22 protein-coding genes are annotated in these 20319 nt (G+C 65.8%); 10 read left to right on the forward strand and 12 right to left on the reverse strand.

The window, feature by feature from the left end; genetic code table 11:
- Positions 1 to 57 precede the first annotated feature (57 nt).
- Together WBP07_RS14765 and WBP07_RS14770 are read left to right on the forward strand one after the other, a co-directional pair.
- On the forward strand, positions 58 to 1143 hold the full coding sequence (locus WBP07_RS14765) for a bifunctional transcriptional activator/DNA repair enzyme AdaA (protein ID WP_395392183.1): 1086 nt from the start codon (positions 58 to 60) through the stop codon (positions 1141 to 1143).
- The gene (locus WBP07_RS14770) at positions 1140 to 1904 is read left to right on the forward strand and encodes an isocitrate lyase/phosphoenolpyruvate mutase family protein (RefSeq protein WP_395392185.1); all 765 of its coding nucleotides are present in this window, start codon (positions 1140 to 1142) and stop codon (positions 1902 to 1904) included. Before WBP07_RS14765 ends, WBP07_RS14770 begins: the two co-directional genes overlap by 4 nt.
- A gap of 195 nt (positions 1905 to 2099) precedes the next feature.
- On the opposite strand, the gene WBP07_RS14775 is transcribed toward WBP07_RS14770, so the two are convergent.
- Positions 2100 to 4712, reverse strand: a complete 2613-nt coding sequence (locus tag WBP07_RS14775) for a M1 family metallopeptidase (protein ID WP_395392186.1) — start codon at positions 4710 to 4712, stop codon at positions 2100 to 2102.
- A gap of 76 nt (positions 4713 to 4788) precedes the next feature.
- Positions 4789 to 6387 carry a helicase HerA-like domain-containing protein gene (locus WBP07_RS14780; RefSeq protein ID WP_395392188.1) on the reverse strand — a complete coding sequence of 533 codons (1599 nt, stop codon included), beginning with the start codon at positions 6385 to 6387 and terminating at the stop codon, positions 4789 to 4791.
- A 161-nt stretch (positions 6388 to 6548) separates the two neighbouring features.
- Here WBP07_RS14780 and pabB point away from each other — a divergent pair, with 161 nt between their 5' ends.
- Genes pabB through arfB form a run of 4 tightly spaced genes read left to right on the forward strand, consistent with a single transcriptional unit; the run spans position 6549 to position 10596 of the window.
- Complete coding sequence (pabB, locus tag WBP07_RS14785) at positions 6549 to 8345, forward strand: aminodeoxychorismate synthase component I (RefSeq protein WP_395392190.1); 1797 nt, start codon at positions 6549 to 6551, stop codon at positions 8343 to 8345.
- A gap of 13 nt (positions 8346 to 8358) precedes the next feature.
- On the forward strand, positions 8359 to 9528 hold the full coding sequence (locus WBP07_RS14790; RefSeq protein ID WP_395392191.1) for a pyridoxal phosphate-dependent aminotransferase: 1170 nt from the start codon (positions 8359 to 8361) through the stop codon (positions 9526 to 9528).
- A gap of 1 nt (position 9529) precedes the next feature.
- Positions 9530 to 10183 (forward strand): RluA family pseudouridine synthase, encoded by a 654-nt coding sequence (locus tag WBP07_RS14795; protein ID WP_395392193.1) that lies wholly within the window; start codon positions 9530 to 9532, stop codon positions 10181 to 10183.
- The gene (gene arfB / locus WBP07_RS14800) at positions 10180 to 10596 is read left to right on the forward strand and encodes an alternative ribosome rescue aminoacyl-tRNA hydrolase ArfB (RefSeq protein ID WP_395330003.1); all 417 of its coding nucleotides are present in this window, start codon (positions 10180 to 10182) and stop codon (positions 10594 to 10596) included. The genes WBP07_RS14795 and arfB overlap by 4 nt, the downstream gene beginning before the upstream one ends.
- Positions 10597 to 10642: 46 nt before the next feature.
- Here the strand turns inward: arfB and WBP07_RS14805 are convergent, their stop codons facing one another.
- The 5 genes from WBP07_RS14805 to dksA all read right to left on the reverse strand — a co-directional run bounded on the left by WBP07_RS14805 (position 10643) and on the right by dksA (position 14151).
- The gene (locus WBP07_RS14805; protein ID WP_395392195.1) at positions 10643 to 10819 is read right to left on the reverse strand and encodes a hypothetical protein; all 177 of its coding nucleotides are present in this window, start codon (positions 10817 to 10819) and stop codon (positions 10643 to 10645) included.
- On the reverse strand, positions 10819 to 11208 hold the full coding sequence (locus WBP07_RS14810; protein WP_395392196.1) for a DUF4112 domain-containing protein: 390 nt from the start codon (positions 11206 to 11208) through the stop codon (positions 10819 to 10821). The genes WBP07_RS14805 and WBP07_RS14810 overlap by 1 nt, the downstream gene beginning before the upstream one ends.
- A 69-nt stretch (positions 11209 to 11277) precedes the next feature.
- Positions 11278 to 12858, reverse strand: coding sequence for an ABC transporter substrate-binding protein (locus WBP07_RS14815; RefSeq protein WP_395392198.1), 1581 nt, complete (start codon positions 12856 to 12858; stop codon positions 11278 to 11280).
- Positions 12859 to 12982: 124 nt separating this feature from the next.
- Positions 12983 to 13348: a PilZ domain-containing protein gene (locus WBP07_RS14820; protein ID WP_395392200.1), complete on the reverse strand. Its 366-nt coding sequence runs from the start codon at positions 13346 to 13348 to the stop codon at positions 12983 to 12985.
- A 344-nt stretch (positions 13349 to 13692) separates the two neighbouring features.
- Positions 13693 to 14151 carry an RNA polymerase-binding protein DksA gene (dksA, locus tag WBP07_RS14825; protein WP_132389811.1) on the reverse strand — a complete coding sequence of 153 codons (459 nt, stop codon included), beginning with the start codon at positions 14149 to 14151 and terminating at the stop codon, positions 13693 to 13695.
- A gap of 307 nt (positions 14152 to 14458) precedes the next feature.
- Here dksA and WBP07_RS14830 point away from each other — a divergent pair, with 307 nt between their 5' ends.
- Positions 14459 to 14794, forward strand: coding sequence for a hypothetical protein (locus WBP07_RS14830; RefSeq protein ID WP_395392202.1), 336 nt, complete (start codon positions 14459 to 14461; stop codon positions 14792 to 14794).
- Between the two features lie 7 nt (positions 14795 to 14801).
- On the opposite strand, the gene WBP07_RS14835 is transcribed toward WBP07_RS14830, so the two are convergent.
- Genes WBP07_RS14835 through WBP07_RS14855 form a run of 5 tightly spaced genes read right to left on the reverse strand, consistent with a single transcriptional unit; the run spans position 14802 to position 18045 of the window.
- Positions 14802 to 15938: a GNAT family N-acetyltransferase gene (locus WBP07_RS14835; protein WP_395392204.1), complete on the reverse strand. Its 1137-nt coding sequence runs from the start codon at positions 15936 to 15938 to the stop codon at positions 14802 to 14804.
- Entirely contained in the window at positions 15935 to 16723 is a 789-nt protein-coding gene (locus tag WBP07_RS14840; protein ID WP_395392206.1) for a glycerophosphodiester phosphodiesterase family protein, read from the reverse strand. The genes WBP07_RS14835 and WBP07_RS14840 overlap by 4 nt, the downstream gene beginning before the upstream one ends.
- A complete protein-coding gene (locus tag WBP07_RS14845; protein WP_395392208.1) occupies positions 16686 to 17159 on the reverse strand; it encodes a RidA family protein in 474 nt (157 codons plus the stop codon). Before WBP07_RS14845 ends, WBP07_RS14840 begins: the two co-directional genes overlap by 38 nt.
- Positions 17156 to 17815, reverse strand: a complete 660-nt coding sequence (locus tag WBP07_RS14850; RefSeq protein WP_395392210.1) for an HAD family hydrolase — start codon at positions 17813 to 17815, stop codon at positions 17156 to 17158. The genes WBP07_RS14845 and WBP07_RS14850 overlap by 4 nt, the downstream gene beginning before the upstream one ends.
- Complete coding sequence (locus WBP07_RS14855) at positions 17812 to 18045, reverse strand: DUF3572 domain-containing protein (RefSeq protein WP_395395801.1); 234 nt, start codon at positions 18043 to 18045, stop codon at positions 17812 to 17814. The genes WBP07_RS14850 and WBP07_RS14855 overlap by 4 nt, the downstream gene beginning before the upstream one ends.
- 120 nt (positions 18046 to 18165) lie before the next feature.
- Here WBP07_RS14855 and WBP07_RS14860 point away from each other — a divergent pair, with 120 nt between their 5' ends.
- From WBP07_RS14860 to spt, 3 genes are all read left to right on the forward strand, one after another.
- Entirely contained in the window at positions 18166 to 18528 is a 363-nt protein-coding gene (locus WBP07_RS14860; protein ID WP_395392212.1) for a response regulator, read from the forward strand.
- A 102-nt stretch (positions 18529 to 18630) separates the two neighbouring features.
- The gene (locus WBP07_RS14865) at positions 18631 to 18870 is read left to right on the forward strand and encodes an acyl carrier protein (RefSeq protein ID WP_395329981.1); all 240 of its coding nucleotides are present in this window, start codon (positions 18631 to 18633) and stop codon (positions 18868 to 18870) included.
- Positions 18871 to 18881: 11 nt separating this feature from the next.
- Positions 18882 to 20120 carry a serine palmitoyltransferase gene (gene spt / locus WBP07_RS14870; protein ID WP_395392214.1) on the forward strand — a complete coding sequence of 413 codons (1239 nt, stop codon included), beginning with the start codon at positions 18882 to 18884 and terminating at the stop codon, positions 20118 to 20120.
- Positions 20121 to 20319 lie beyond the last annotated feature (199 nt).

Genomic DNA, 20319 nt, shown 5'->3' on the forward strand with positions numbered 1-20319 from the left:
AAAATAGACGCCCGAAAATCGGCGGCATCGCGCTTCAAGGCAGAGTAGAAGCGTCGGATGTTGTTCGATCTGCCCGACCACGCGACGCTCTATACCGCCCTGCTGGAGCGCGATGCCCGTTACGACGGGCAGGCATTCGTCTGCGTCGCGTCGACGGGCGTGTTCTGCCGCCTCACCTGCCCGGCACGAAAGCCGAAGCGTGAGAATTGCACGTTCTTCGGTACCATCGGCGAATGCATAGAGGCCGGCTTTCGCTCCTGCCGCCGCTGCCACCCGCTTCAAGCGGCGGCACTGGCGGATCCCGCCATTGCCGCGCTGCTTCAGGCGCTGGACGAATCGCCGGAAAAGCGGTGGTCCGAACGGCATGTGGAGCAACTGGGCTTCGATCTTTCGACCGTGCGGCGCAGCTTCAAGCGCCAGTTCGGGATGACCTTTCTGGAGATGGCGCGGCAGCGCCGCATCCGCGAAGGCTTCGATACCCTGGCGCAAGGTGGCAAGGTGATCGCCGCGCAGCATGAGGCCAGCTTCGATTCCCCCAGCGCCTTTCGCGCCGCCTTTGCCCGCCTGCTGGGCTGCCCGCCCGCCGATTTGCGGCAGGCGAGCCTGATGCGCGCAACCTGGATCGCAACGCCGCTGGGCGACATGATCGCCGTCAGCAGCAAGCGGCATCTGCACTTGCTGGAATTCGTCGATCGCAAGGGCCTGCCGGCGGAATTGAAGCGCCTGCAATCCGGGGTGAACGAACGGATCGGCATCGGCGCCATGCCCCCTTCCGAACAGGCCGCCGTCGAACTGGACGATTACTTCGCCGCGCGCTCCGCCCGTTTCGCAACGCCGCTGGCGCAGGCCGGCAGCGCCTTCACCCGCGAAGTCTGGGATGCGCTGCGCGAAATTCCGGCGGGGGAGACGCGCAGCTATGCGCAGATTGCCAGCCGGATCGGCCGGCCGGCCGCCACGCGGGCCGTGGCGCGGGCCAATGGCGCCAATCAGATCGCACTCATGATACCATGCCACCGCGTCATCGGCAGCGACGGGTCGCTCACCGGCTATGGCGGCGGACTGTGGCGCAAGCAGCGGCTGATCGAAATCGAGCGACAACTGAAATCCACCGGAACCACCCAAGCGAAGGAAACCATCGCATGACATCGCAGATCGACGCGGCCCGGCACTTCCACAGCCTGCACAAGCCAAACGAGCCGATCGTGCTCTACAACGTCTGGGACGCCGGAAGCGCCGTGGCCGTTGCCCGCGCCGGGGCCCGCGCGATCGCGACCGGAAGCTGGTCCGTCGCTGCCGCCCAGGGCCATACCGATGGACAAGAGATTTCACTCGACGACGCTCTGGCCATCGCTGCCCGGATCGTTGCAAAAGTGGACCTGCCGGTCACGGTCGATTTCGAAGGCGGATACGCCACCGACCCGGCGCTGGTGGGTGAGAATGTGCGGCGATTGCTGGCATTGGGCGCCGTCGGCCTGAACTTCGAAGACCAGGTGGTGGATGGCCCCGGCCTCCACGCTATCGACGATCAGGTTGCCCGGCTCCGCGCGGTGCGCAAGGCGGCGGACGATCAGGGCGTGCCCGCCTTCATCAACGCGCGCACCGATGTCTTCCTGAAAGCGGCGCCCGATGTGGATCACGCCGGCCTGGTGGACGAAGCGCTGGCGCGCGAGGCGGCCTATGCCAAGGCGGGGGCGGACGGCTTCTTCGTGCCCGGACTGAAGGACAAGGCGCTGATCCGCCGGATATGCGAACAGGCCACGCTGCCGATTAACGTGATGGTGATGGGCGAGCCGGACGAGGCACGCGAAATCGCCGCCCTCGGCGTCTCCCGCATCAGCCTGGGCCCGGCGCCCTATATCCGGATGACGGCCCATCTGGAGCGGGACGCGGCGTTGTTCTTTTAGAGTGAGAAAGCCGTCCGGAACACCGGACGGCCTCGGAGGCTTCTGTTTTGAAAATGCGCCTAGGGCGCATTTTGCGGCACCGGCCCACTCCCCCACCCGACCTCCCATCAAGGATACACCAGTGGGAGGTCGGTGTGGGGGAGTGGGCCGATGCCGCTCTAAAAATGCCCATTGGGGCATTTTCAAAACACCCCCTCACTTCATGTTCACGAAGTCCGCATCGATCTGCGCGCCCACCAGATCGTCCAGCAACCCGCAATTGCGCACTCGCTCGCTGGCGCGGGCGAGTTCCAGCGCACCCGGCGTGCCTTCAAGGCTGGGCGCGAAATCGTGGGTGATCTGCGCCGCCTTGTCGACCGAGCAATAGCGTCCCAGCATCTGCGGCAGGCGCTTGGCGAAGAACAGGCCGCCGCTTGCCGCGCCAAGATCGTCGATATGCGTCAGCGCCCATTGATAACCGATATCGCGCGTGGCGCTGCGGGCCATCACGCCGTCCAGGAAGCTCAGCCGCTCCCCATCGCGCAGGCGCTTGTCCTGAAGGTTCAGCAGCCATGTCGCCAGCTTGGGATCGCTGGTCCGCGCCGCCGCCGCCAGCGCGGCGGGGCGGAACACCGGATCGTCGGAGGACAGCGCCCGCTCCACCAGATCGCGCGCGGCATCGGCGCCCCGCTTATCTGCCCCCTGCTTGAACAGGTAGACGTCCAGCGCATGATCCATCCACGCCGGGTCGAGCGCGGCGGCGTCACCGCCCAGATAGGCTTCCATCGCCTGCGCCAACTGGTCGCGCAGCTTGCCGCCACGGCTGGTGGCCAGCAGCGCCTCCACCACCTGCACGCGGCGCTGGATCCGCGCGGGCGCTTCGTGCGCGTAGACGCCGGCGCGCGGATCGAAACCGTATTCCTTCAGCAGGGGCACGTAGAGCCGCTCGCGCAGAGCATTGAAGCCCAGCCGCCCACGGCCGGTGACAAGGCCCTGCATGACATAGCGCGACAGCGCCTCGAACGGGGCATCGGCGGCATGGGGATCGGGATGGCGGATCAGCGCCCGGGCCAGCAGCGCCATTTCCGACACATTGCCGCGCCCGCCCCGGATAGAGGCATCGAGCGAATCGACCAGAGACAGCGCCTCCCCGGCAGGCAGGCTGCCGGCCCCGGCGATCAGCGACTGCCAGTGCCCGGCGGCCAGTTCGAAGCGGTAATAGCCGCTGCCGCCGGCATTGGGGAACACGGGGCCAGTGCCGGGCACGGTGAACGTCTGGCTCTGGCGGTCCATGATCGTGCAGGTTCGCTCCGCCCCGCGACGCAGGCAGATCGGGATGATCCAGCGCCCTTCCGGCGGCGCGATCCCGGCCGTGGTGTAGCGCAGCTGGGTGATACCCACCCGGTCGCCCTGCTGCTTCATCGCCAGCAGCGGCACGCCCTGCTGCTCCACGAAACTGCGCAAGGCAGGCACCAGCCGGGGATCGCCGGCCACTTCGGCCAGCGCCGCGAAGAAATCGTCGCTGGTGGCATTGCCGCCGCGATGCGCCGCGATGTAGCGGCGCACGCCTTCGCGAAAGCGATCCTCGCCCAGCCACGCCGCGATCATCGCCACCACTTGCCCGCCCTTGCCATAAGTGATGGCATCGAAGGCGGAATCGATCTGGTCGCTGGTCTTGATCGGCTGGCGCACCGGACGCCCCGCGACAAGCGCGTCGGTCTCCATCGCCTCGAACCCGGTCTGCAGGGCATCGCCGGCAATGCCCAGATCGGGCCGCCACTGGTCGCCCATGCGATAGCCGATCCAGTTGGCGAAGCTCTCGTTCAGCCAGATATCGTCCCACCACGCCGGGGTGACGAGATCGCCGAACCACTGATGGCCCAACTCATGCCCGACGATAGTGCCGAACTGGCGCTGCTGCTCGACCGGGGCGGCGGCGTCCATCACCAGGATATCGTCGCGATAGAGATCGGCGCCGGGGTTCTCCATCGCGCCCGGCAGCACCGGGCTGGTGATCTGGTCCAGCTTGGGAAACGGGAACGCCTCGCCGAAGAAATCCTCCAGCTGCGTGACGATCCGCGCGCTGCCGTCGAGCGCGAAAGCCAGATTCGCGGCGTTCTGCCGCGTCGAGACGATCCGCAGCGGCAGCGGTACAGCGCGCTCCGGCGTAGGGGGCACCGAACCCTCCAGCGCGGCGAAAGGCCCGACCATCACCGCCAGCAGATAAGTCGGCAGCGGCAGGCTAGGCGCGAAGCGATGAACGGCAAGCCCGTTCTCGACCTGCGCCACGCCCGACTCCGGCGCATTGCTGATCGCGGTGAGGCCGGGCGGCGTGCGCAGGGTCAAAGTGAAGGGCGTCTTGAAACCGGGCTGGTCGAAACCGGGAAAGGCAGCACGCGCGTCGATCGACTGGAACTGGCTCCACACGTACCAGTCGCCTTCGACATTGACGCGGAACAGGCCGGAGGGGCCATCGGCGAAAGCAGCAGCGTAATCGAAGGCCAGCGTGACGGGTCCCGCAGGCAGGTCCCGGTCGAAAGAGACTTGAGCCAAACCGGTGGCGTCAAGCTGTCGCCATTGGCCCGTCAGCGTTTCGCCGCCGACCCGCGCGGTAACTTTCGCCACGTCGAGGTTGCGGCCGTGCAGGTAGAGTTTAGGTGCACTTCGGGTCACGTTCAGGTCGATCTCGACCCGGCCCGAAAAGCGTGGGTTTTTCGGGTCCAGCGTCAGGTCGATCCGATAGGCGGTAGGGCGCACCGCATCGCTCAGGCGGCCGAACGGCAGGTCCGGCGCGGGCTGCGCCACGGGCACGGTCGCCTCCTGCGCCATGGCTCCACCAGGCGCTGCAAGCAGCGCCAAAAGCATGGCCAAAATCTGGGCCAGACGACAGGAAACGCCCACCAAGTCAGCGCATCAGCCCGCCGATAAGGTTGCGCGCAAAGCGGCCAAGGCCCGGAAAGCCGATGGCCTTGCCAAGGGAATCGCCGATCGTCCCCGCCGCCGCGCTGGCCGCCGAAGCCTGCGGATTCGCGCGGCTTTTCTTGCCCTGCATCGACTGGGCCAGGATCGAACCGGCACTCGCCGCCGCCGCGCCCGCCGCCGCCTTGGCCACCTTGCCGCCCAGCCCGTCCCACAGGCTGGGGCTCTTGCGCTCCTGCTTGCCCACTTCGGCAGCGCCCTTTTCCGCCACTTCCTGCGCGGTTGCGGCCGCATCGGCGGCCTTGGCGGCCAGCACTTCCTCGGCACTCTCACGGTTGACGGGGGTGTCGTACTTGCCCTGGTAGGGGCTGATCGACTGGATGATCGCCCGCTCCTTGGGATCCACCGGCCCCAGTCGCGAGCGCGGCGGCGCGATCAGCGTGCGCTGGACGATCGTTGGCGCGCCCTCATCGTCGAGCGTGGAAACCAGCGCCTCGCCGACTTTCAGCTCGGTGATCGCTTCCACGACATTCAGTGCGGGATTGATGCGGAAGGTATCCGCCGCCGCCTTGATCGCCTTCTGGTCGCGCGGAGTGAAGGCCCGCAGTGCATGCTGCACGCGGTTGCCCAACTGACCCGCAATATCCTCGGGAATATCGATTGGATTCTGCGAGATGAAGTAGACGCCCACACCCTTCGAACGGACGAGTCGGACCACCTGCTCCACCTTGTCCTGCAAGGCCTTGGGCGCATCGTCGAACAGCAGGTGCGCCTCGTCGAAGAAGAACACCAGCTTTGGCTTTTCGGGATCCCCCACCTCGGGCAGCACTTCGAACAGTTCGGACAGCAGCCAGAGCAGGAACGTGGCGTAGAGCTTCGGGCTGCGCATCAGTTTGTCGGCAGCCAGAATGTTGATGTAGCCGCGCCCCTTGTCGTCGCAGCGGATGAAATCGGCAATTTCCAGCGCCGGTTCGCCAAAGAACTGCGCCGCGCCCTGGCTGTCGAGCGCGAGGAGCTGGCGCTGGATCGTGCCGATGCTGGCCTTGGTGACATTGCCGTACTTGGTGGAAAGCTCCGCCGCGTTCTCCGCCGCGAAAGTCAGCATCGCCTGCAAGTCGGGCAGGTCGAGCAGCAGCAGCCCCTTCTCATCCGCATAGCGGAAGACGACGTTGAGCACGCCTTCCTGCGTATCGTTGAGGTCCATCAGCCGCGAAAGCAGCAGCGGCCCCATTTCGGAGATCGTGGTGCGGATGGGGTGCCCCTGCTCGCCGTAGATATCCCAGAAAATCGCCGGATTATCGGAATAGGTGTAGTCGGTAAGGCCGATTTCCTTGGCGCGCGCTTCCAGGATCGCGGCGTTCTTGAACTGCGGGCTGCCGGACATGGAAATGCCCGAAAGATCGCCTTTCACATCGGCAAGGAACACCGGCACCCCGGCAGCGGAAAACTGTTCGGCAACGGTCTGCAGCGTCACCGTCTTGCCGGTGCCTGTCGCTCCCGCGACAAGGCCGTGGCGATTGGCGCGACCAAGGCGCAGGACCTGCCGTTCACCGTTGGCACCGAGTCCCAGGAAAATCTCTTCCATTCATGCCTCCTTGCACCGTTCCAAAGTGATAGAGCGCACCTTGGGCAAGGGCGAGGGGGATTTTACAGTGCTGCGAACGAGATCGCCCGGAGGGGACAATGGCTTGCGGTAAAGTGCACTGGTGCCATCAGGCATCGGACGCTAAAGGCGCAGGCGCGAACATGCCCCAGCCCTTCCTTCTTTTCGACGATGCCCGCCCAGAAGGCGCGGCCGACGCACGCGTCTACCGCGATCCGGTGGAGATCGTCGTCGCGCAGGCCGAGCATGAGGTGCGCCCCGCGCTCGACCGGATCGAGACGCTGGTGGCCGCAGGGCTGCATCTTGCCGGATACCTTGCCTACGAAGCGGGGCAGGCACTGGAACCGCGCCTTGCCGGGCTGCGCCAGACCGACGGCCCGCTCGTCTGGTTCGGGGCGTTCGAAGGCTTCGAAACGGTTCCCGCCGCCGAAGTCCCTCACTGGCTGGTCGAGCAGGCTTGGCCGGGGCGGGCCGGAATCGGTCCGCTGGAGCCGCTGATCTCCGCAGGCGACTACACCCGCGCCTTCGATGCGATCCATGACGCCATCGAGGCGGGCGACATCTATCAGGCCAACCTGACGATGCCGCTGGAAGGCCCGTGGCAGGGCGATCCGCTGGCGCTCTACGCCGCGATCCGCCCGGCCGCCGCCGCCGGATATGGCGCAGCGATCTGCAATGGCACCGATTGGCTGCTCAGCTTCTCTCCCGAACTGTTTTTCGCGCTGGACCAAGGCACCGTGACGGTCCGCCCGATGAAGGGCACCCGCCCGCGCGGACGGGACGCGGACGAGGATACGCGGCTGCGCGAGGAACTGGCGACCAGCACCAAGGATCGCGCGGAAAACCTGATGATCCTGGACCTCATGCGCAACGACCTGTCGCGCGTGGCGGAGGCGGGCAGCGTGCGCGTGGACCAGCCCTTCGCGATCGAAAGCTATCCGACCGTCCACCAGATGGTCTCCACAGTCCACGCCCGCCTCATGCCGGGCATGGGTGCGGTGGATCTGCTGCGCGCGCTGTTCCCCTGTGGATCGATCACCGGCGCCCCCAAGATCCGGGCGATGGAACTGATCGCCGAGGTGGAACGCCACGCACGCGGGCCCTATTGCGGCTCGATCGGTTTCATCGAACCCACTGGCGATGCCGCGTTCAATGTGGCAATCCGCACGTTACGCCTGATGCCGGATGGCAAGGGAACGGCAGGCCGAGCTTTACTCGGTGTCGGTTCGGCAGTGGTCGCCGATTCACAAGCGCTTCCCGAATGGCGGGAATGCCTGGTCAAAGGGGGTTTCGTGCGAGATTCGGCAGGGGCAACTTCACCCGCCAGTTTCGATCTTGTCGAGACGATGCGTTTCACGCCCGAAGAGGGCATCCCGCTCCTCGAACTCCATCTGGAGCGGGTCCGTACCAGCGCCGAGACGCTGGGTTTCAGTTTTGACCGCCATGCTGTGCGCAATGCGATCCAGGCGCTGTGCTTCGATGCCGATGCGCCCGCCAAACTGCGCCTCGTTTCCGCGCGCAGCGGTGCCTATGCGTTGGAACTGGCGGAATTGCCGGCCGCATTCGACGGCCCGGTAACGGTCGGCGTGCTGCCCCTTCCGGTCGACACCGGCGACTGGCGCCTGCGTCACAAGACCAGCGACCGCGCGTTCTATGAGGCCGGCCTTACCGTGGCCACGAACGCCGGCGCACAGGAAGTGCTGTTCCTGCGCGATGACGGCCTGCTGACCGAAGGCAGCTTCACCAGCCTGTTCGTCGAGCGTGACGGCATGCTGCTGACCCCGCCCGCCGCGCTGGGGCTGCTGCCCGGCGTGCTGCGTCGCTCGCTGATCGAGCAGGGCCGCGCGATGGAGGCGGACCTGACGCTGGACGATCTGGCGAACGGCTTCCTGATCGGCAATGCGCTGCGCGGCCTGATGCCCGCCCAGCTCCTCAAGTGACGGCGCTTACCTGATGCACACTTCTGCTGCCCTTGCCCGCATCGCCCCTTCGGGGACGACCGCGATGACCGACCGCGCGATCGAACTGCGCGAAGCCGGTCGCGACGTGATCTCGCTTTCGGTGGGCGAGCCCGATTTCGATACCCCAGCCCATGTGATCGCGGCGGCCAAGGCCGCGCTGGACGCGGGCCAGACCAAGTACACCGCGGTCGGCGGCACATCGCAGCTGAAGCAGGCCGCCGCACTGCACTTCAAGCGCGACCTCGGCATCGAGGTTCCGCCTTCGCAAGTGACGGTCAGCGCCGGCGGCAAGCAGGCGATCTTCCACGCCATGCTGGCAACCATCGGCGAAGGAGACGAGGTCATCGTGCCCTCGCCCTGGTGGGTCAGCTATCCGGAGATCGTGCGCTTCGCCGGTGGCAAAGTGGTGCCGCTGCGCACCTCGGCCAAGGACAACTTCCGTTTCACCCCCGCCGATCTGGAAGCCCAGATCGGCCCGCGCACGCTCTGGGTACTGCTCAACAGCCCGGGCAACCCGACCGGCGCCTACTATCCGGAAGACATGCTGCGCGGCATCGGCGAAGTGCTGCGCCGCCATCCGCGCGTGATGGTGCTGTCCGACGATATCTACGCGCCGATCAACTATACGGGCCGCCCGCATGCGACTCTGGCCAACCTCTGCCCGGATCTGGCCGACCGCATCCTGACCGTCTCCGGCGTGTCCAAAAGCCACGCGATGACCGGCTTTCGCATCGGCGTCGCCGCCGGTCCTCAATGGCTGATCAAGGCGATGGAAAAGCTCCAGTCGCACTCCTCGGGCAATCCCTGCTCGATCAGCCAGGCGGCCGCCGTCGCCGCGTTCGAAGGCCCGCAGGACTTCCTGGTCGAATGGTGCGAGCGGTTCCGCCAGCGGCGTGACATGGTCGTCTCGGCGATCAACGCGATTCCCGGCCTTTCCACGCCGACGCCCGACGGCGCGTTCTATTGCATGATCGACGCAACGCCGCTGATGGACCGTTTCGGCGGAGATGATGTAAAGCTGACCCTGCATCTGCTGGAGCATGGCGTGGCGCTGGTCCCAGCCTCGGCCTTCGGCGGCCATGACGGCTTCCGCATCAGTTTCGCCGCGGACGAAGCGCGGCTTGAAGAAGCGCTGCGGCGCATAGAGAAAGCATTGACGTAACATGGAACTGGAAATCCTCTTCGAGGACGGCGAAGCGCTGGTCATCGACAAGCCCGGCGGCCTCCCGCTCGACACGCCGCGCGCCGGCGGGCCGAGCCTCGAAGACCGGCTGGACGAGCTGAAACTCGGTTTCCACCGGCACCCCGCGCCGGTGCACCGACTTGACCGCGACACTTCGGGCTGCCTGCTGCTGGCCCGCAATCCCAAGGCGCTAAAGCGCTATTCCGCCGCCTTCGAAGAGAAGCTGGTGGAGAAGCGCTACCTGGGCATCGTCGCCGGCACGCTGGCGGAAGAGGAAGGCACGATCGCGCTCAATCTTTCCAAGGTCAGCACCGCCAAGGACGGCTGGCGCATGATCCCGGCGAAGAAGGGCAAGCCCGCCGTCACCCACTGGCGCAAGCTGGATGAGAAGAACGGCCTGACCCTGGTGGAATTCCGCCCCGAAACCGGCCGCACCCACCAGATTCGCGTCCATGCGGCATCCGGTCTCGGCCACCCGCTGCTGGGCGATCCGGTCTACGGTTCCAGCAAGGGCGCGCCGCGCACGATGCTGCACGCCGCCGGCCTGACCGTGCCGCGTGGCGACAAGGAGCCGATCGTCGCCGTGGCGCCGCTGCCGCGCGATTTCGCCGCGCTCGGCTTCAGCGATGAATGAGCGAGGTTGAAGCCACGATAGACCGCGCCCAGGCCCTGGCGAGCGAGAGTTTCATCGCCTCGACCGGGCCGGGCGGTCAGAACGTCAACAAAGTGGCGACGGCGGTCCAACTGCGGATCAACGTCTATGCCCTGCGGCTGACCCCGCCGGTCTTCGCGCGGCTTAAGGAACTGGCGGGCAGCCGCATGACCGCGGCCGGCGAACTGATGTTCACCGCCCGCCGTTTCCGCACGCAGGAAGCCAACCGTGCCGATGCGCGCGAACGGCTGGCGGAAATGCTGCGCGATGCCCACAAGCTGCCCGAGAAGCGCGCCAAGAGCCGCCTGAACCGGGTGGGCAAGGAACAGCGGCTGAAGGGGAAGAAGCTGCGCGGCTCGGTCAAGGCAGGGCGCGGCAAGGTCAGCTTCGACTAGAGCAGTTTCCGAGTCATCAGGTGTTTCCACCTGATTAGAAAGCGCTCTAAGGCGTCGCCGCATCCGAAGGCACATCGGAAGGTCGCGAATCCAGCATCTCCGCCGCCTGATCCAGTGCCTGCGCCTCGTCCGAGGTGACTGGCCCCGGAACGGGTGCCGACGATCCGCATCCTGCCAGCGGCAGCACACCTGCCGCCAATGCAAGTCGGAACAGGGCCTTCATCAGCCCTCGATCACTTGCGCATGGGGATGGTTCTTCGCAATATGCTTGCGGATGATCTTGAGGTTGCGCGTGTTCGATCGGAACAGGAAGTCGAACGCATCGCCCACCAGCGGAATCGCGCCGAGCAGCGTGTCCACGCCGACATTCGCGCTCATGCGGGCAAGCTGCCATTTCGACATGCCGAGGTTGCGGCCTTCCCACACCAAGTACATGCCCAGCACCGCCGAAATCACGTCGCCCGCCACCGGAACCAGCCCGACGACCGCGTCCAGCCCCACCTTACGGCGCAGACCGGGGATCGTGAACGCGTTCTCCAGAACGCGCTCCACTATTTCCACGCGGCGGGTGATGGAAACCGGATCGGACCCCAGCGGAAGGTCCATTTCCATGCGGCGGGCAGAAGCCTGTCCAGTCGCCAAAGTCGATACACTCCTCGAACGGCATGAGCACCGTCTGGATTATTTGGGCACCCAGGCCAGCGGCATCAAGGGGTGCCACCCCCAAGTGTTCGGTGCGAAGCCGTCCACGCTGCCCCGCACCAGCGACCAGCGGATGGGGGTTCCGAATGGAATGAAGACGTTGGCGGCAGTCAGCTCCGCCTCAGCCTCCGCCAGCAGGGACGCCCGTTCCGCCGGGCTCTGCGTGACCGCCGCTTCCTCTGCACGCGCATCGGCTTCCGTCGAACAGATGCCATGGCGCGCGCGGCAGGAGAGACGGTTGAGGAACCACGCCGCGCGCGGATAGCGGGCAATGTCGTCGACCAGAGCAAGGTCCGCAGTCGCCGCGTCCTGTGTGCGGACCAGGCGAATGCCGATGGCGGCCATGTCGGACGAGAGCTTGTCGAACAGCGTATCCGCGCCCTCCCCGCCCGGCAGCCAGAGCACAAGCTGCGGTGCGCGCTCGGCAAGGCTGGTGGAGGCAGGCGCTTTCGGGCTGCGCTGGAATATCTTGCGCGCCAGCCGCACCGGCTGCGCGTCGGAGGATGCTAGCGGTGCTGCAACGGGGGCCGGGTTGCCTTCCCAGCGCCGCACCCGCGCCGCCGCCACGCCGCGTCTTTCGTCCATCGATTGGTTGGTCCAACGCTCACCGATGGTGCCCAGATCGCCGTCGAGGCTGGGCGTGACCAGACGAGTCGTCGCCGTCCAGCCGCCCACACCGAAAGGCGCGATCAGGGCATCGCGATCGATCGCCATGGCAATGGCCTCCCGATTCGCGGGATCGGCCAGGAAGCCCTTGTCGTTCATCACCTGAAGGCCGAACAGGCCAACCACAGGGTCGAGCTGGATCGTGCCGCGCAGGATGCCGACAGATCGGGTAAGCGGGAAATCCTGGATCTCGCCGCCCATCACGATATCGACTTTGCCATCGTTGAAGGCATTGACCGCCGCCGGACCGCCCAGCGCGCGCAAGTCGACACGGCGGGTACGGCGCGCCCAGTTCTCGATCGCCGGCAGGCCCAGCCGCGAGGGGTCGATAGGCACCATCCGCGCGATCGCCTGATCCCGCTCCAGCCGCATCGGGCCGGCTCCGCGATCCTTGTGCACCAACCCCAGTTCGGGCTGCGCGATCAGCTGCAGCAGGTAAGGCATCGGCCGCCTGAGCCGAATCTCGATCACCCGGCCGGCCATCGCCCGGGTCTCGTCGATCCCCGCAAGGTCGAGTTCCAGGGGCGTATCTTTGAGGGCATCCAGCGCGGAATCGAGCGCGCGCTTGGCCGACTGGGCGGTCAGCGGATCCCCTGTCAGCCAGTTGCCGTCGCGCAGGCGGAAAATGTAGCTCAGTCCGTCATCCGTGACGATCCAGCGGTCCGCCAGCGCGGGAATCACCCGCCCCTTCTCGTCGAACGAGACCAGTCCTTCGGTTGTCGCGGCGTGGGTAAGCTGGCCAGCCAGGGGGCGTTGCAGCCCGGTGCCGAAAGGATCGCCGGCCTCTCCGATCACTGCCACGCTGAGCGCCGAATTGCTCGATGAACCGCACCCGGCAAGCGCGAGCGCGGCCGCAAAGGCAAACGCGGGCAAACCTGTGCGCGAACCGATCATGCCATTGGGACTAGTCGATTTCGGCGGGGCCGCAAATGGCCGGTGCATCCATCGGGGAGAAAAAGCCGCGATGAATCTTGGTAGCGCCGGGAGATGTGCCGCCGCGCATTCCGGACGCGAATCGTCAAATCTTGCGTAGTGCGGAGGTATCCGGAGAATAGAGTGCCTCATGCGTCCGCACGAAGCGCGGGGTATCGGCTTCCGCCGCCCCGACATTGACGCGTGCAAGCTTCGGATCGATCTCCACCCCGAAGGCCACGCCGAAGCGGTTGTCCTGCACCCAGGCCACTGCACCGGGCACCCAGCCGATATTGCGGATGTTGACCTTGACCGAGGTGCCGCGCACGATACGCAGCGCTCCCTCGCCCATCATGCCGCCGGGGGAGAGATTGCGGACCTTGATACGGCTTTCGCCTTCCAGCCCATCGACGCGCAGGTCAGCCATCAGAAACAGGCTGTCGCGTGCGATTTGTCGATTCTCTTCGCTCATGCATTCTCGTCCGGTATTCGATGCGTCCGCCGGCATCGTGCCAATGAAAGCGGGCGCAGCCACCCGGCAAGCCTAACACGATTGCCCATGCGTTCTAAAGGGCAGTCACCAAGAAAGCCTTAATGCCCTTCCGGGACCAGCCCCAGCCGTGCTCTTACACGGTTAAAATGTGGTCACGACCCTTTGTGCCCCCGCGATGGGCCCGCAATGCTGAATGCCAACGCACTGAACCGCGCCGGGACCAAAGCCGCCGCCGTTGCCGCCACCCTTGCGATGCCGTGGATTCGCCAAGACGGGCTACCGGCAGCGCCGGACGCGCTCCCGGTTCACCCGAAGTGCACGGATCAATCGTCGCGCGAGACTTTTTCGCGGCGCTCGTGCGCTTCCTGCGCTTCCACCGTCATCGTCGCGATCGGGCGGGCTTCGAGACGGCCAAGGCCGATCGGCTCGCCAGTCACTTCGCAATAACCGTATTCGCCTTCCTCGATCCGGCGCAGGGCGGAATCGATCTTGGCGATCAGCTTGCGCTGGCGGTCGCGGGTGCGCAGTTCGATTCCCCAGTCGGTCTCGCTGGAGGCGCGATCGTTCAGATCGGGCTCCCGGATCGGGCCGTCCTGCAACTGCGCCAGCGTTCCGGCGGAGGCATCGAGGATCGATTTTTTCCAGGCGAGCAGAAGACGCCGGAAGTAATCCTGCTGAGCCTCGCACATATAAGGCTCGTTCTCAGCGGGAACATAGGAACCGCCAAGCAAGCGCTTGGCCTTGGCGAGGACATCAATTTCGTCAGCTAGGGCCGTTGCCATCCAGAGAATCTCCGCACGAATCCCCGCGGCCTGCCTACGCCCTGCGGCCCCGGATTTTTCCAGTGACCTCCCGGCAAACCGTGGTGCGGCGGCCTATAAGGCCGGCATTCCGGCTGCACAAGGTCATAAGCTAAACCGTCCACAAAAAACCTGAATCGCTGTTCGATAAGCGAAAAACCTGTGTCCGAAACTACACGGCCGATCGCTGCGGGAGGTTTTCGAATTGTCGTTAACGGGTTGTTGACCATGAAAGCGCAACTTCACCTCATCGGAAGGCCGCGGGAACGGTCGGACGAAGGGGGTTACTATGGGTACTGTCTGGATCAATGTTCACGGCATCACCGCATGTGAAGCCGATATCAACGCCGAAAACCTGCTGGTCGCCGATCGGCTCGCCGCGGCGGCGCAGGGCGACTATTCGGCCTACTTCGACCTGGGCGTCGCCTATTCGACCGGAAGCCAGGGCGTGCCCTGCGACCTGATCGAGGCGCACAAGTGGTTCAACCTTGCCGCCGTTGCCGGTCACGAGGAAGCGCCTGCCTGCCGCGCCGAAGTATCCGACGAGATGACCGCGCGCGAAATTGCCGAAGCACAGCGCCGCGCCCGCCAGTGGCTGGCCGCCAGCAGCCGCAAGGCCGCCTGATCGGCGTTCAGCTCTTGCGGAAGGGAGTGCGGTCGCCCAGCCAGATCTGGTCCTGCGCGATTCCCGCCCTCTCCTGTTCGAGATAGTCGGCAATCGCCGCGCGCAGCCCGTCGTGGACGATGTAGTGCGCGGAAATCGTGCGCACCGGCTCATAACCGCGTGCCAGCTTGTGCCCGCCCTGGGCGCCGGCCTCCACGCGCGAAAGGCCCAGCGCGATCGCCGCATCGATGGCCTGATAGTAGCACAGCTCGAAATGCAGGAACGGCTTCTCCACCACGGCGCCCCAATAGCGGCCGTATAGCGCCTGCTTGCCGATGAAATTCAGCGCGCCAGCTACCGGCTCGCCATCCACATGGGCCATGACCAGCAGAATGCGGTCCGCCATCGCCTCCCCCAGCAGTGAAAACGCCTCACGCGTGAGGTAGGGGTGACCCCATTTGCGCGCACCGGTGTCCTGGTAGAACGCCCAGAACGCGTCCCAATGCTCCTCTTGCAAGTCGGCGCCGGTGAGGCTGCGAATCTCCACGCCTTCCTGGGCCTTTTCGCGCTCCTTGCGGATATCCTTGCGCTTGCGTGACGACAGGGCGGCCAGGAATTCGTCGAAACTGGTGTAGTCGCGATTCTCCCAGTGGAACTGGATATCCTCGCGCAGCAGCCATCCCGCCGCTTCGAACACCGGCACCTGCTCCGGCTCGATGAAAGTCGCGTGGGCGGAGGAGAGGCCATGTTCGCGGCAGAGCGTTTCCGCCGCGCGTAGTAGCGGCAGCCGCAATTCGGGATGCGGCGTCAGCAGGCGCGGGCCGGTGGCGGGGGTGAAGGGAACCGAGATCTGCAGCTTGGGATAATAGGAGCCGCCCGCACGGTGCCAGGCATCGGCCCAGGCATGGTCGAACACGTATTCGCCCTGGCTGTGCTCCTTGAGATAGGCCGGAAGTGCTGCTGCCAGCCGCCCGTCCGGCCCCTCGACCGTGATCGGCACCGGGCTCCAGCCGGTTCCCCGCCCGACGCTGCCCGAGGTTTCGAGCGCGGAAAGAAAGGCGTGGCTAACGAAGGGATTTCCGCAGTCCGACAGCGCATCCCATTCATCCGCCGACAGCGCGGCGACGCTGCCGTTGATCCGGGCGGTGAATTCGCCTTCGCTCATTCCGCCGTCTCTGCCAGTTGTTCGAAGATCGCGGCGTCGGCGTGTTCGCGCACACGGTCCTGCTGTTCATCGGTCCGCACCGTCCAGCTCGCGACCGGCAACCCGCGTTCGCGCTGGCTGCGAGCAAAGCGGCTGGGAAAGTCGCGCACGTCGTAGGCGAGGAAATCGGGGCGCGCCTTCCACAAGGACACGTGGCGGCGAATCGTGCCCGGTAGAGCACGATCCTCCCCCTCGCTGACGATCAACCCACGCACGGTCAGCGGCGAATGGACGCGGAACCAATGCGCGACGCGCGGGTCGAAGCTCATCACCGCATAGTCGCCGGCATAGCCCTCCAGCACGCGCCGTACCGCCAGGCAGAGGGCGGCAACGCGTGCGTTGCGGCTGGACTTGATCTCGATCAGCACCGGCACCCGGCCGGCCACGCGATCCAGCACCCGGCGCAGCGAGGGGATGGTTTCCTCGCTACCCGTCAGCCGCACGGCCGCCAGTTGGGCGGCGCTGCGGCGCGATACCGGGCCGGTTTCTCCGGTCAGGCGATCCAGCGTCGAATCGTGGAACACCACCGGCGTGCCGTCGCCCGCGCGCTGCACGTCCAGCTCGATACCGAACTGGCCGCGCAACGCCGCGTCGAAGGCGGCCAGCGAGTTTTCCGGGATGCCCACGCCATGCAGGCCCCGATGCGCATAGTCGCGCGCGCCGATCCACCCGACCCGTTTGGGGTCGGGGGCCGGCGCCAGCCATCGATCAATCGAGGCGAGGAGCACGAAGGGCCACGATGGCATCCACTTCGACGGCGGCGCCCAGCGGCAGCACGGGCACGCCAACCGCGCTGCGCGCATGCTTGCCGGCATCGCCAAAAACCGCGACCATCAGTTCCGAAGCGCCGTTGGCGACCTTGGGCTGATCGGTGAAATCGCCGGCCGAGTTGACGAAGGCCCCCAGCTTGACCACCCGCTCCACCCGATCGAGCGAGCCGAGCACGGCCTTGAGCTGCGCCAGGATCATCACCGCGCAGGCCTGCGCCGCCTCGACACCGGCTTCCAGGCTGACGTCTTCGCCCAGCCGGCCAGTCACCAGCTTGCCGTCGACGAAGGGAAGCTGGCCCGAGACATGCGCGATGTCGCCGGCGATCACCACCGGCACATAGGCGGCAACCGGGGCCGCCGGCTCCGGCAGGGTCAGGCCAAGGGCGGCAAGGCGGGTTTCGATCTCAGTCATGACGGGGCAGTTCCCTCTAGATTTGGGTTAGCGTCAGTTTTGGTCAGCCAGTCGAGCAGCCACGGCGTGGCTGTCTTCCAGTCGTCGATGCGTGCATGCGCGTGCCCGGCCGCATGAGCGCAGGCAATATGCGGGGCCAGCAGCGGCTCCGCGCAGAGGTGAAGGCGGCCGATATCCGGCGCGAACTCGGCTACCGAACCGTGATGCTGGGCCAGATCGTCGATGAAGACCGCGCGGCTGGGCGCGTATTCGTCAAGGATCGCCTTCAGCGCAGGCCCTTTCGGCCCCTGGTTGGTATAGACGCGCACATCGATGCCGTGCGCGGCCAACTGGCGCCGACGAGCATCCTGGCGGAAATCCATGAGGTTGGTCAGCACCACCACATCGGCGTGTTCGCCGATCGCGCGAATCGCCTCGACGGCGTGATCGACCGGCGTCTGGCGATCCATCTGCCCGTCGAAGAACTTGTTCAGCAGCGACCACATTTCCGCCTGTTCGAGCACGGCGCCCGAATCCGTGCGGCGCATCGCGCTGGAGAAATCGCCGCGCGACATGTCGAAGCTCACGCCCTCGTCCTCGGCCAGCCAGTCGCGGAAGTGCGAGACCATGTAGAGCAGCACTTCGTCGCAATCGGTGATCAGCAGCGGGCGCGTCATCGGCTGAGCCTTTCGCGGGCTCCGGCCAGTTCCTCTGGCCCAACGCCCAGGAAATCGGCAGCGGAAACGAGGTCGGCCTCATGCGCGCAAAGAAAATCGAGCACGGCGGTCAGCGTGCCCGGCTCTCCCAGCGAAGCGCGCAAGTGATCCGGCGTCAGCCCCGTCAAGGCCAGGAAACGCGCGGCGCGATCGTCGTCGACCAGTACCCAGCCAAGCGCGTTCAGCGCCAGTGCCGCGGGATCGTGCGATGAGGATGATGAACTTCCTAGAATTGTCAGCCTCGCTTGCCTGTCCTAGAGCGGTATTCATCTGGAGCGGTATTCAACCGCAAGATGGGGTTCAGGCGCGGAATGGCAAAGCGAATCCTCGTTGTCGAGGACAACGACCTCAACCGGAAGCTCTTTTGCGACGTGCTCAAGAGCCAGGGCTTCACTGTGGAGCCGGTGGCCGATGGGCTGGACGCGCTCGACAGGGCGCGCGAATTCGTGCCGAACCTGGTCATCATGGACATCCAGCTGCCCAACGTTTCCGGGCTGGACCTGATCGAGGCGGCCAAGAAGGACGCGGTACTGCGGACGATCCCCGTGCTTGCCGTCACCGCCTATGCCGGCAAGGGCGACGAGGAACGCATCCGCGAAGCCGGCGCCGAAGGATATCTTGCCAAGCCGGTCTCGATCGGCCCCTTCATGCAGGCAGTCCGGGCGCTTGTGTGACCCTTCCCGGCGCGCCTGTGCTTGACTTTACCCCCCGCCGCCGCTTTTGCGCCGCAATTATCGGCCAGAGCGCCGCCCGAAATTACCGGAGTTAGAAGAACCATGGACCGCGCAGAGACCTCGACCCGCATCGCCGCGCTGATCGAGCCCTTCAACAAGAAGGGCGTGGCCGTGACCGATGCGACCCGCTTCACCGACGACCTTGAGTTCGACAGCCTGACCGTCATGGACTTCGTCGCCGCGATCGAGGACGAGTTCGACATCATCATCTCGATGAACCAGCAGGCCGAGATCGAGAACTACGGCCAGCTCGTAGACGCCGTGGTCAAGCTCCAGGGCTGAAGGATTTCGCGATGACCGACATGCTCAGCGAAAACGAAACGCAAGCGCATACCGACCTGTTCAGCAAGTTCGATCCCCTGATCGAGATGCGCCAGGGCCTGCTCTCCACCGGCGTCACCGACCCGTTCGGCCTCGTCATGGAAAAGGTGATCTCGCCCACCGTCGCCCTGTGCAACGGGCGTGAGACGATCCTGCTCGGCACCTACAACTACATGGGCATGACCTTCGATCCGGACGTGATCGCGGCCGGCAAGCAGGCGCTGGACGACTTCGGTTCGGGCACCACCGGCAGCCGAGTCCTCAACGGAACGTACGCCGGGCACAAGGCGGTCGAGGAAGCGCTTTGCGACTTCTACGACATGAAGCACGCCATGGTGTTCTCCACCGGTTACCAGGCCAACCTGGGCATCATCTCCACCATCGCCGGCAAGGGTGACTACATCATCCTCGACATCGACAGCCACGCCTCGATCTGGGACGGCTGCAAGATGGGCGACGCCGAAGTCGTGCCGTTCAAGCACAACGATATCGAGGCGATGGAAAAGCGCCTGCGCCGCATTCCTGAGGGCGCGGGCAAGCTGGTCGTCCTCGAAGGCGTCTACTCGATGCTGGGCGACATCGCCCCGCTCAAGGAAATGATCGCGGTCGCCAAGAGGTACGGCGCCATGGTCCTGGTGGACGAAGCGCACTCGATGGGCTTCATCGGCCCCAACGGGCGCGGCGTGGCCGAGGATCAGGGCTGCCTTGACGACGTGGACTTCGTGATCGGCACGTTCTCCAAGTCGGTCGGCACCGTCGGCGGCTTCTGCGTTTCGAACCACCCGAAGTTCGAGATCATGCGCCTCGTCTGCCGTCCCTACGTGTTCACCGCCAGCCTGCCGCCCAGCGTCGTCGCCACGGCCGCCACTTCGGTGCGCAAGCTGATGCACGCCGCCGACAAGCGCGCGCACCTCTGGGAAAACTCCAAGGTCCTGCACAAGGGCCTGACCGATGCCGGCTTCCAGCTCGGCACCGAGGAACCGCAGAGCGCGATCATCGCCGTCATCATGCCCGACCTCGAACGTGGCGCCATGATGTGGGAAGCGCTGCTGCACGAAGGTCTCTACGTGAACCTTGCGCGTCCGCCGGCAACGCCTGCGAACATGACCCTGCTGCGCTGCTCGCTCTGCGCCGAACATTCGGCCGAGCAGGTCCAGCAGATCATCGGCATGTTCACGCGTGCGGGGAAGACGGCCGGCATCCTCGGCTGACACGTCCTTGAACGTATCCGGCGAAGACCCGGGCATGGTGGTGCGCCTTCGCACCGTCGTGCTCGGGCTTTTCCTTATGGGGCTGGTCTTTGCGACCCGCGGGGCGGTCACCGGCTGACGGCGCGCCCGCGCCATCCGCTCCAATGACGTTCCCGGTCATAAGTCGAACGACCAAGTCCATGTCTTGCGATCGATCTCA

It is taken from the genome of Novosphingobium oxfordense, assembly GCF_044029435.1.
GTDB lineage: Bacteria > Pseudomonadota > Alphaproteobacteria > Sphingomonadales > Sphingomonadaceae > Novosphingobium.

Coding starts and splice junctions, on each gene's coding strand:
- WBP07_RS14765 (WP_395392183.1), top strand. CDS start 58: ATGTTGTTCGATCTGCCCGACCACGCGACGCTCTATACCGCCCTGCTG.
- WBP07_RS14805 (WP_395392195.1), bottom strand. CDS start 10,819: ATGAAGGCCCTGTTCCGACTTGCATTGGCGGCAGGTGTGCTGCCGCTG.
- WBP07_RS14850 (WP_395392210.1), bottom strand. CDS start 17,815: ATGACGCGCCCGCTGCTGATCACCGATTGCGACGAAGTGCTGCTCTAC.
- arfB (WP_395330003.1), top strand. CDS start 10,180: ATGAGCGAGGTTGAAGCCACGATAGACCGCGCCCAGGCCCTGGCGAGC.
- WBP07_RS14810 (WP_395392196.1), bottom strand. CDS start 11,208: ATGGAAATGGACCTTCCGCTGGGGTCCGATCCGGTTTCCATCACCCGC.
- WBP07_RS14835 (WP_395392204.1), bottom strand. CDS start 15,938: ATGAGCGAAGGCGAATTCACCGCCCGGATCAACGGCAGCGTCGCCGCG.
- WBP07_RS14830 (WP_395392202.1), top strand. CDS start 14,459: ATGGGTACTGTCTGGATCAATGTTCACGGCATCACCGCATGTGAAGCC.
- WBP07_RS14795 (WP_395392193.1), top strand. CDS start 9,530: ATGGAACTGGAAATCCTCTTCGAGGACGGCGAAGCGCTGGTCATCGAC.
- WBP07_RS14775 (WP_395392186.1), bottom strand. CDS start 4,712: ATGGCGCAGGAGGCGACCGTGCCCGTGGCGCAGCCCGCGCCGGACCTG.
- WBP07_RS14770 (WP_395392185.1), top strand. CDS start 1,140: ATGACATCGCAGATCGACGCGGCCCGGCACTTCCACAGCCTGCACAAG.
- WBP07_RS14860 (WP_395392212.1), top strand. CDS start 18,166: ATGGCAAAGCGAATCCTCGTTGTCGAGGACAACGACCTCAACCGGAAG.
- dksA (WP_132389811.1), bottom strand. CDS start 14,151: ATGGCAACGGCCCTAGCTGACGAAATTGATGTCCTCGCCAAGGCCAAG.
- WBP07_RS14820 (WP_395392200.1), bottom strand. CDS start 13,348: ATGAGCGAAGAGAATCGACAAATCGCACGCGACAGCCTGTTTCTGATG.
- WBP07_RS14840 (WP_395392206.1), bottom strand. CDS start 16,723: ATGCCATCGTGGCCCTTCGTGCTCCTCGCCTCGATTGATCGATGGCTG.
- spt (WP_395392214.1), top strand. CDS start 18,882: ATGACCGACATGCTCAGCGAAAACGAAACGCAAGCGCATACCGACCTG.
- WBP07_RS14845 (WP_395392208.1), bottom strand. CDS start 17,159: ATGACTGAGATCGAAACCCGCCTTGCCGCCCTTGGCCTGACCCTGCCG.
- WBP07_RS14865 (WP_395329981.1), top strand. CDS start 18,631: ATGGACCGCGCAGAGACCTCGACCCGCATCGCCGCGCTGATCGAGCCC.
- WBP07_RS14790 (WP_395392191.1), top strand. CDS start 8,359: ATGCACACTTCTGCTGCCCTTGCCCGCATCGCCCCTTCGGGGACGACC.
- pabB (WP_395392190.1), top strand. CDS start 6,549: ATGCCCCAGCCCTTCCTTCTTTTCGACGATGCCCGCCCAGAAGGCGCG.
- WBP07_RS14780 (WP_395392188.1), bottom strand. CDS start 6,387: ATGGAAGAGATTTTCCTGGGACTCGGTGCCAACGGTGAACGGCAGGTC.
- WBP07_RS14815 (WP_395392198.1), bottom strand. CDS start 12,858: ATGATCGGTTCGCGCACAGGTTTGCCCGCGTTTGCCTTTGCGGCCGCG.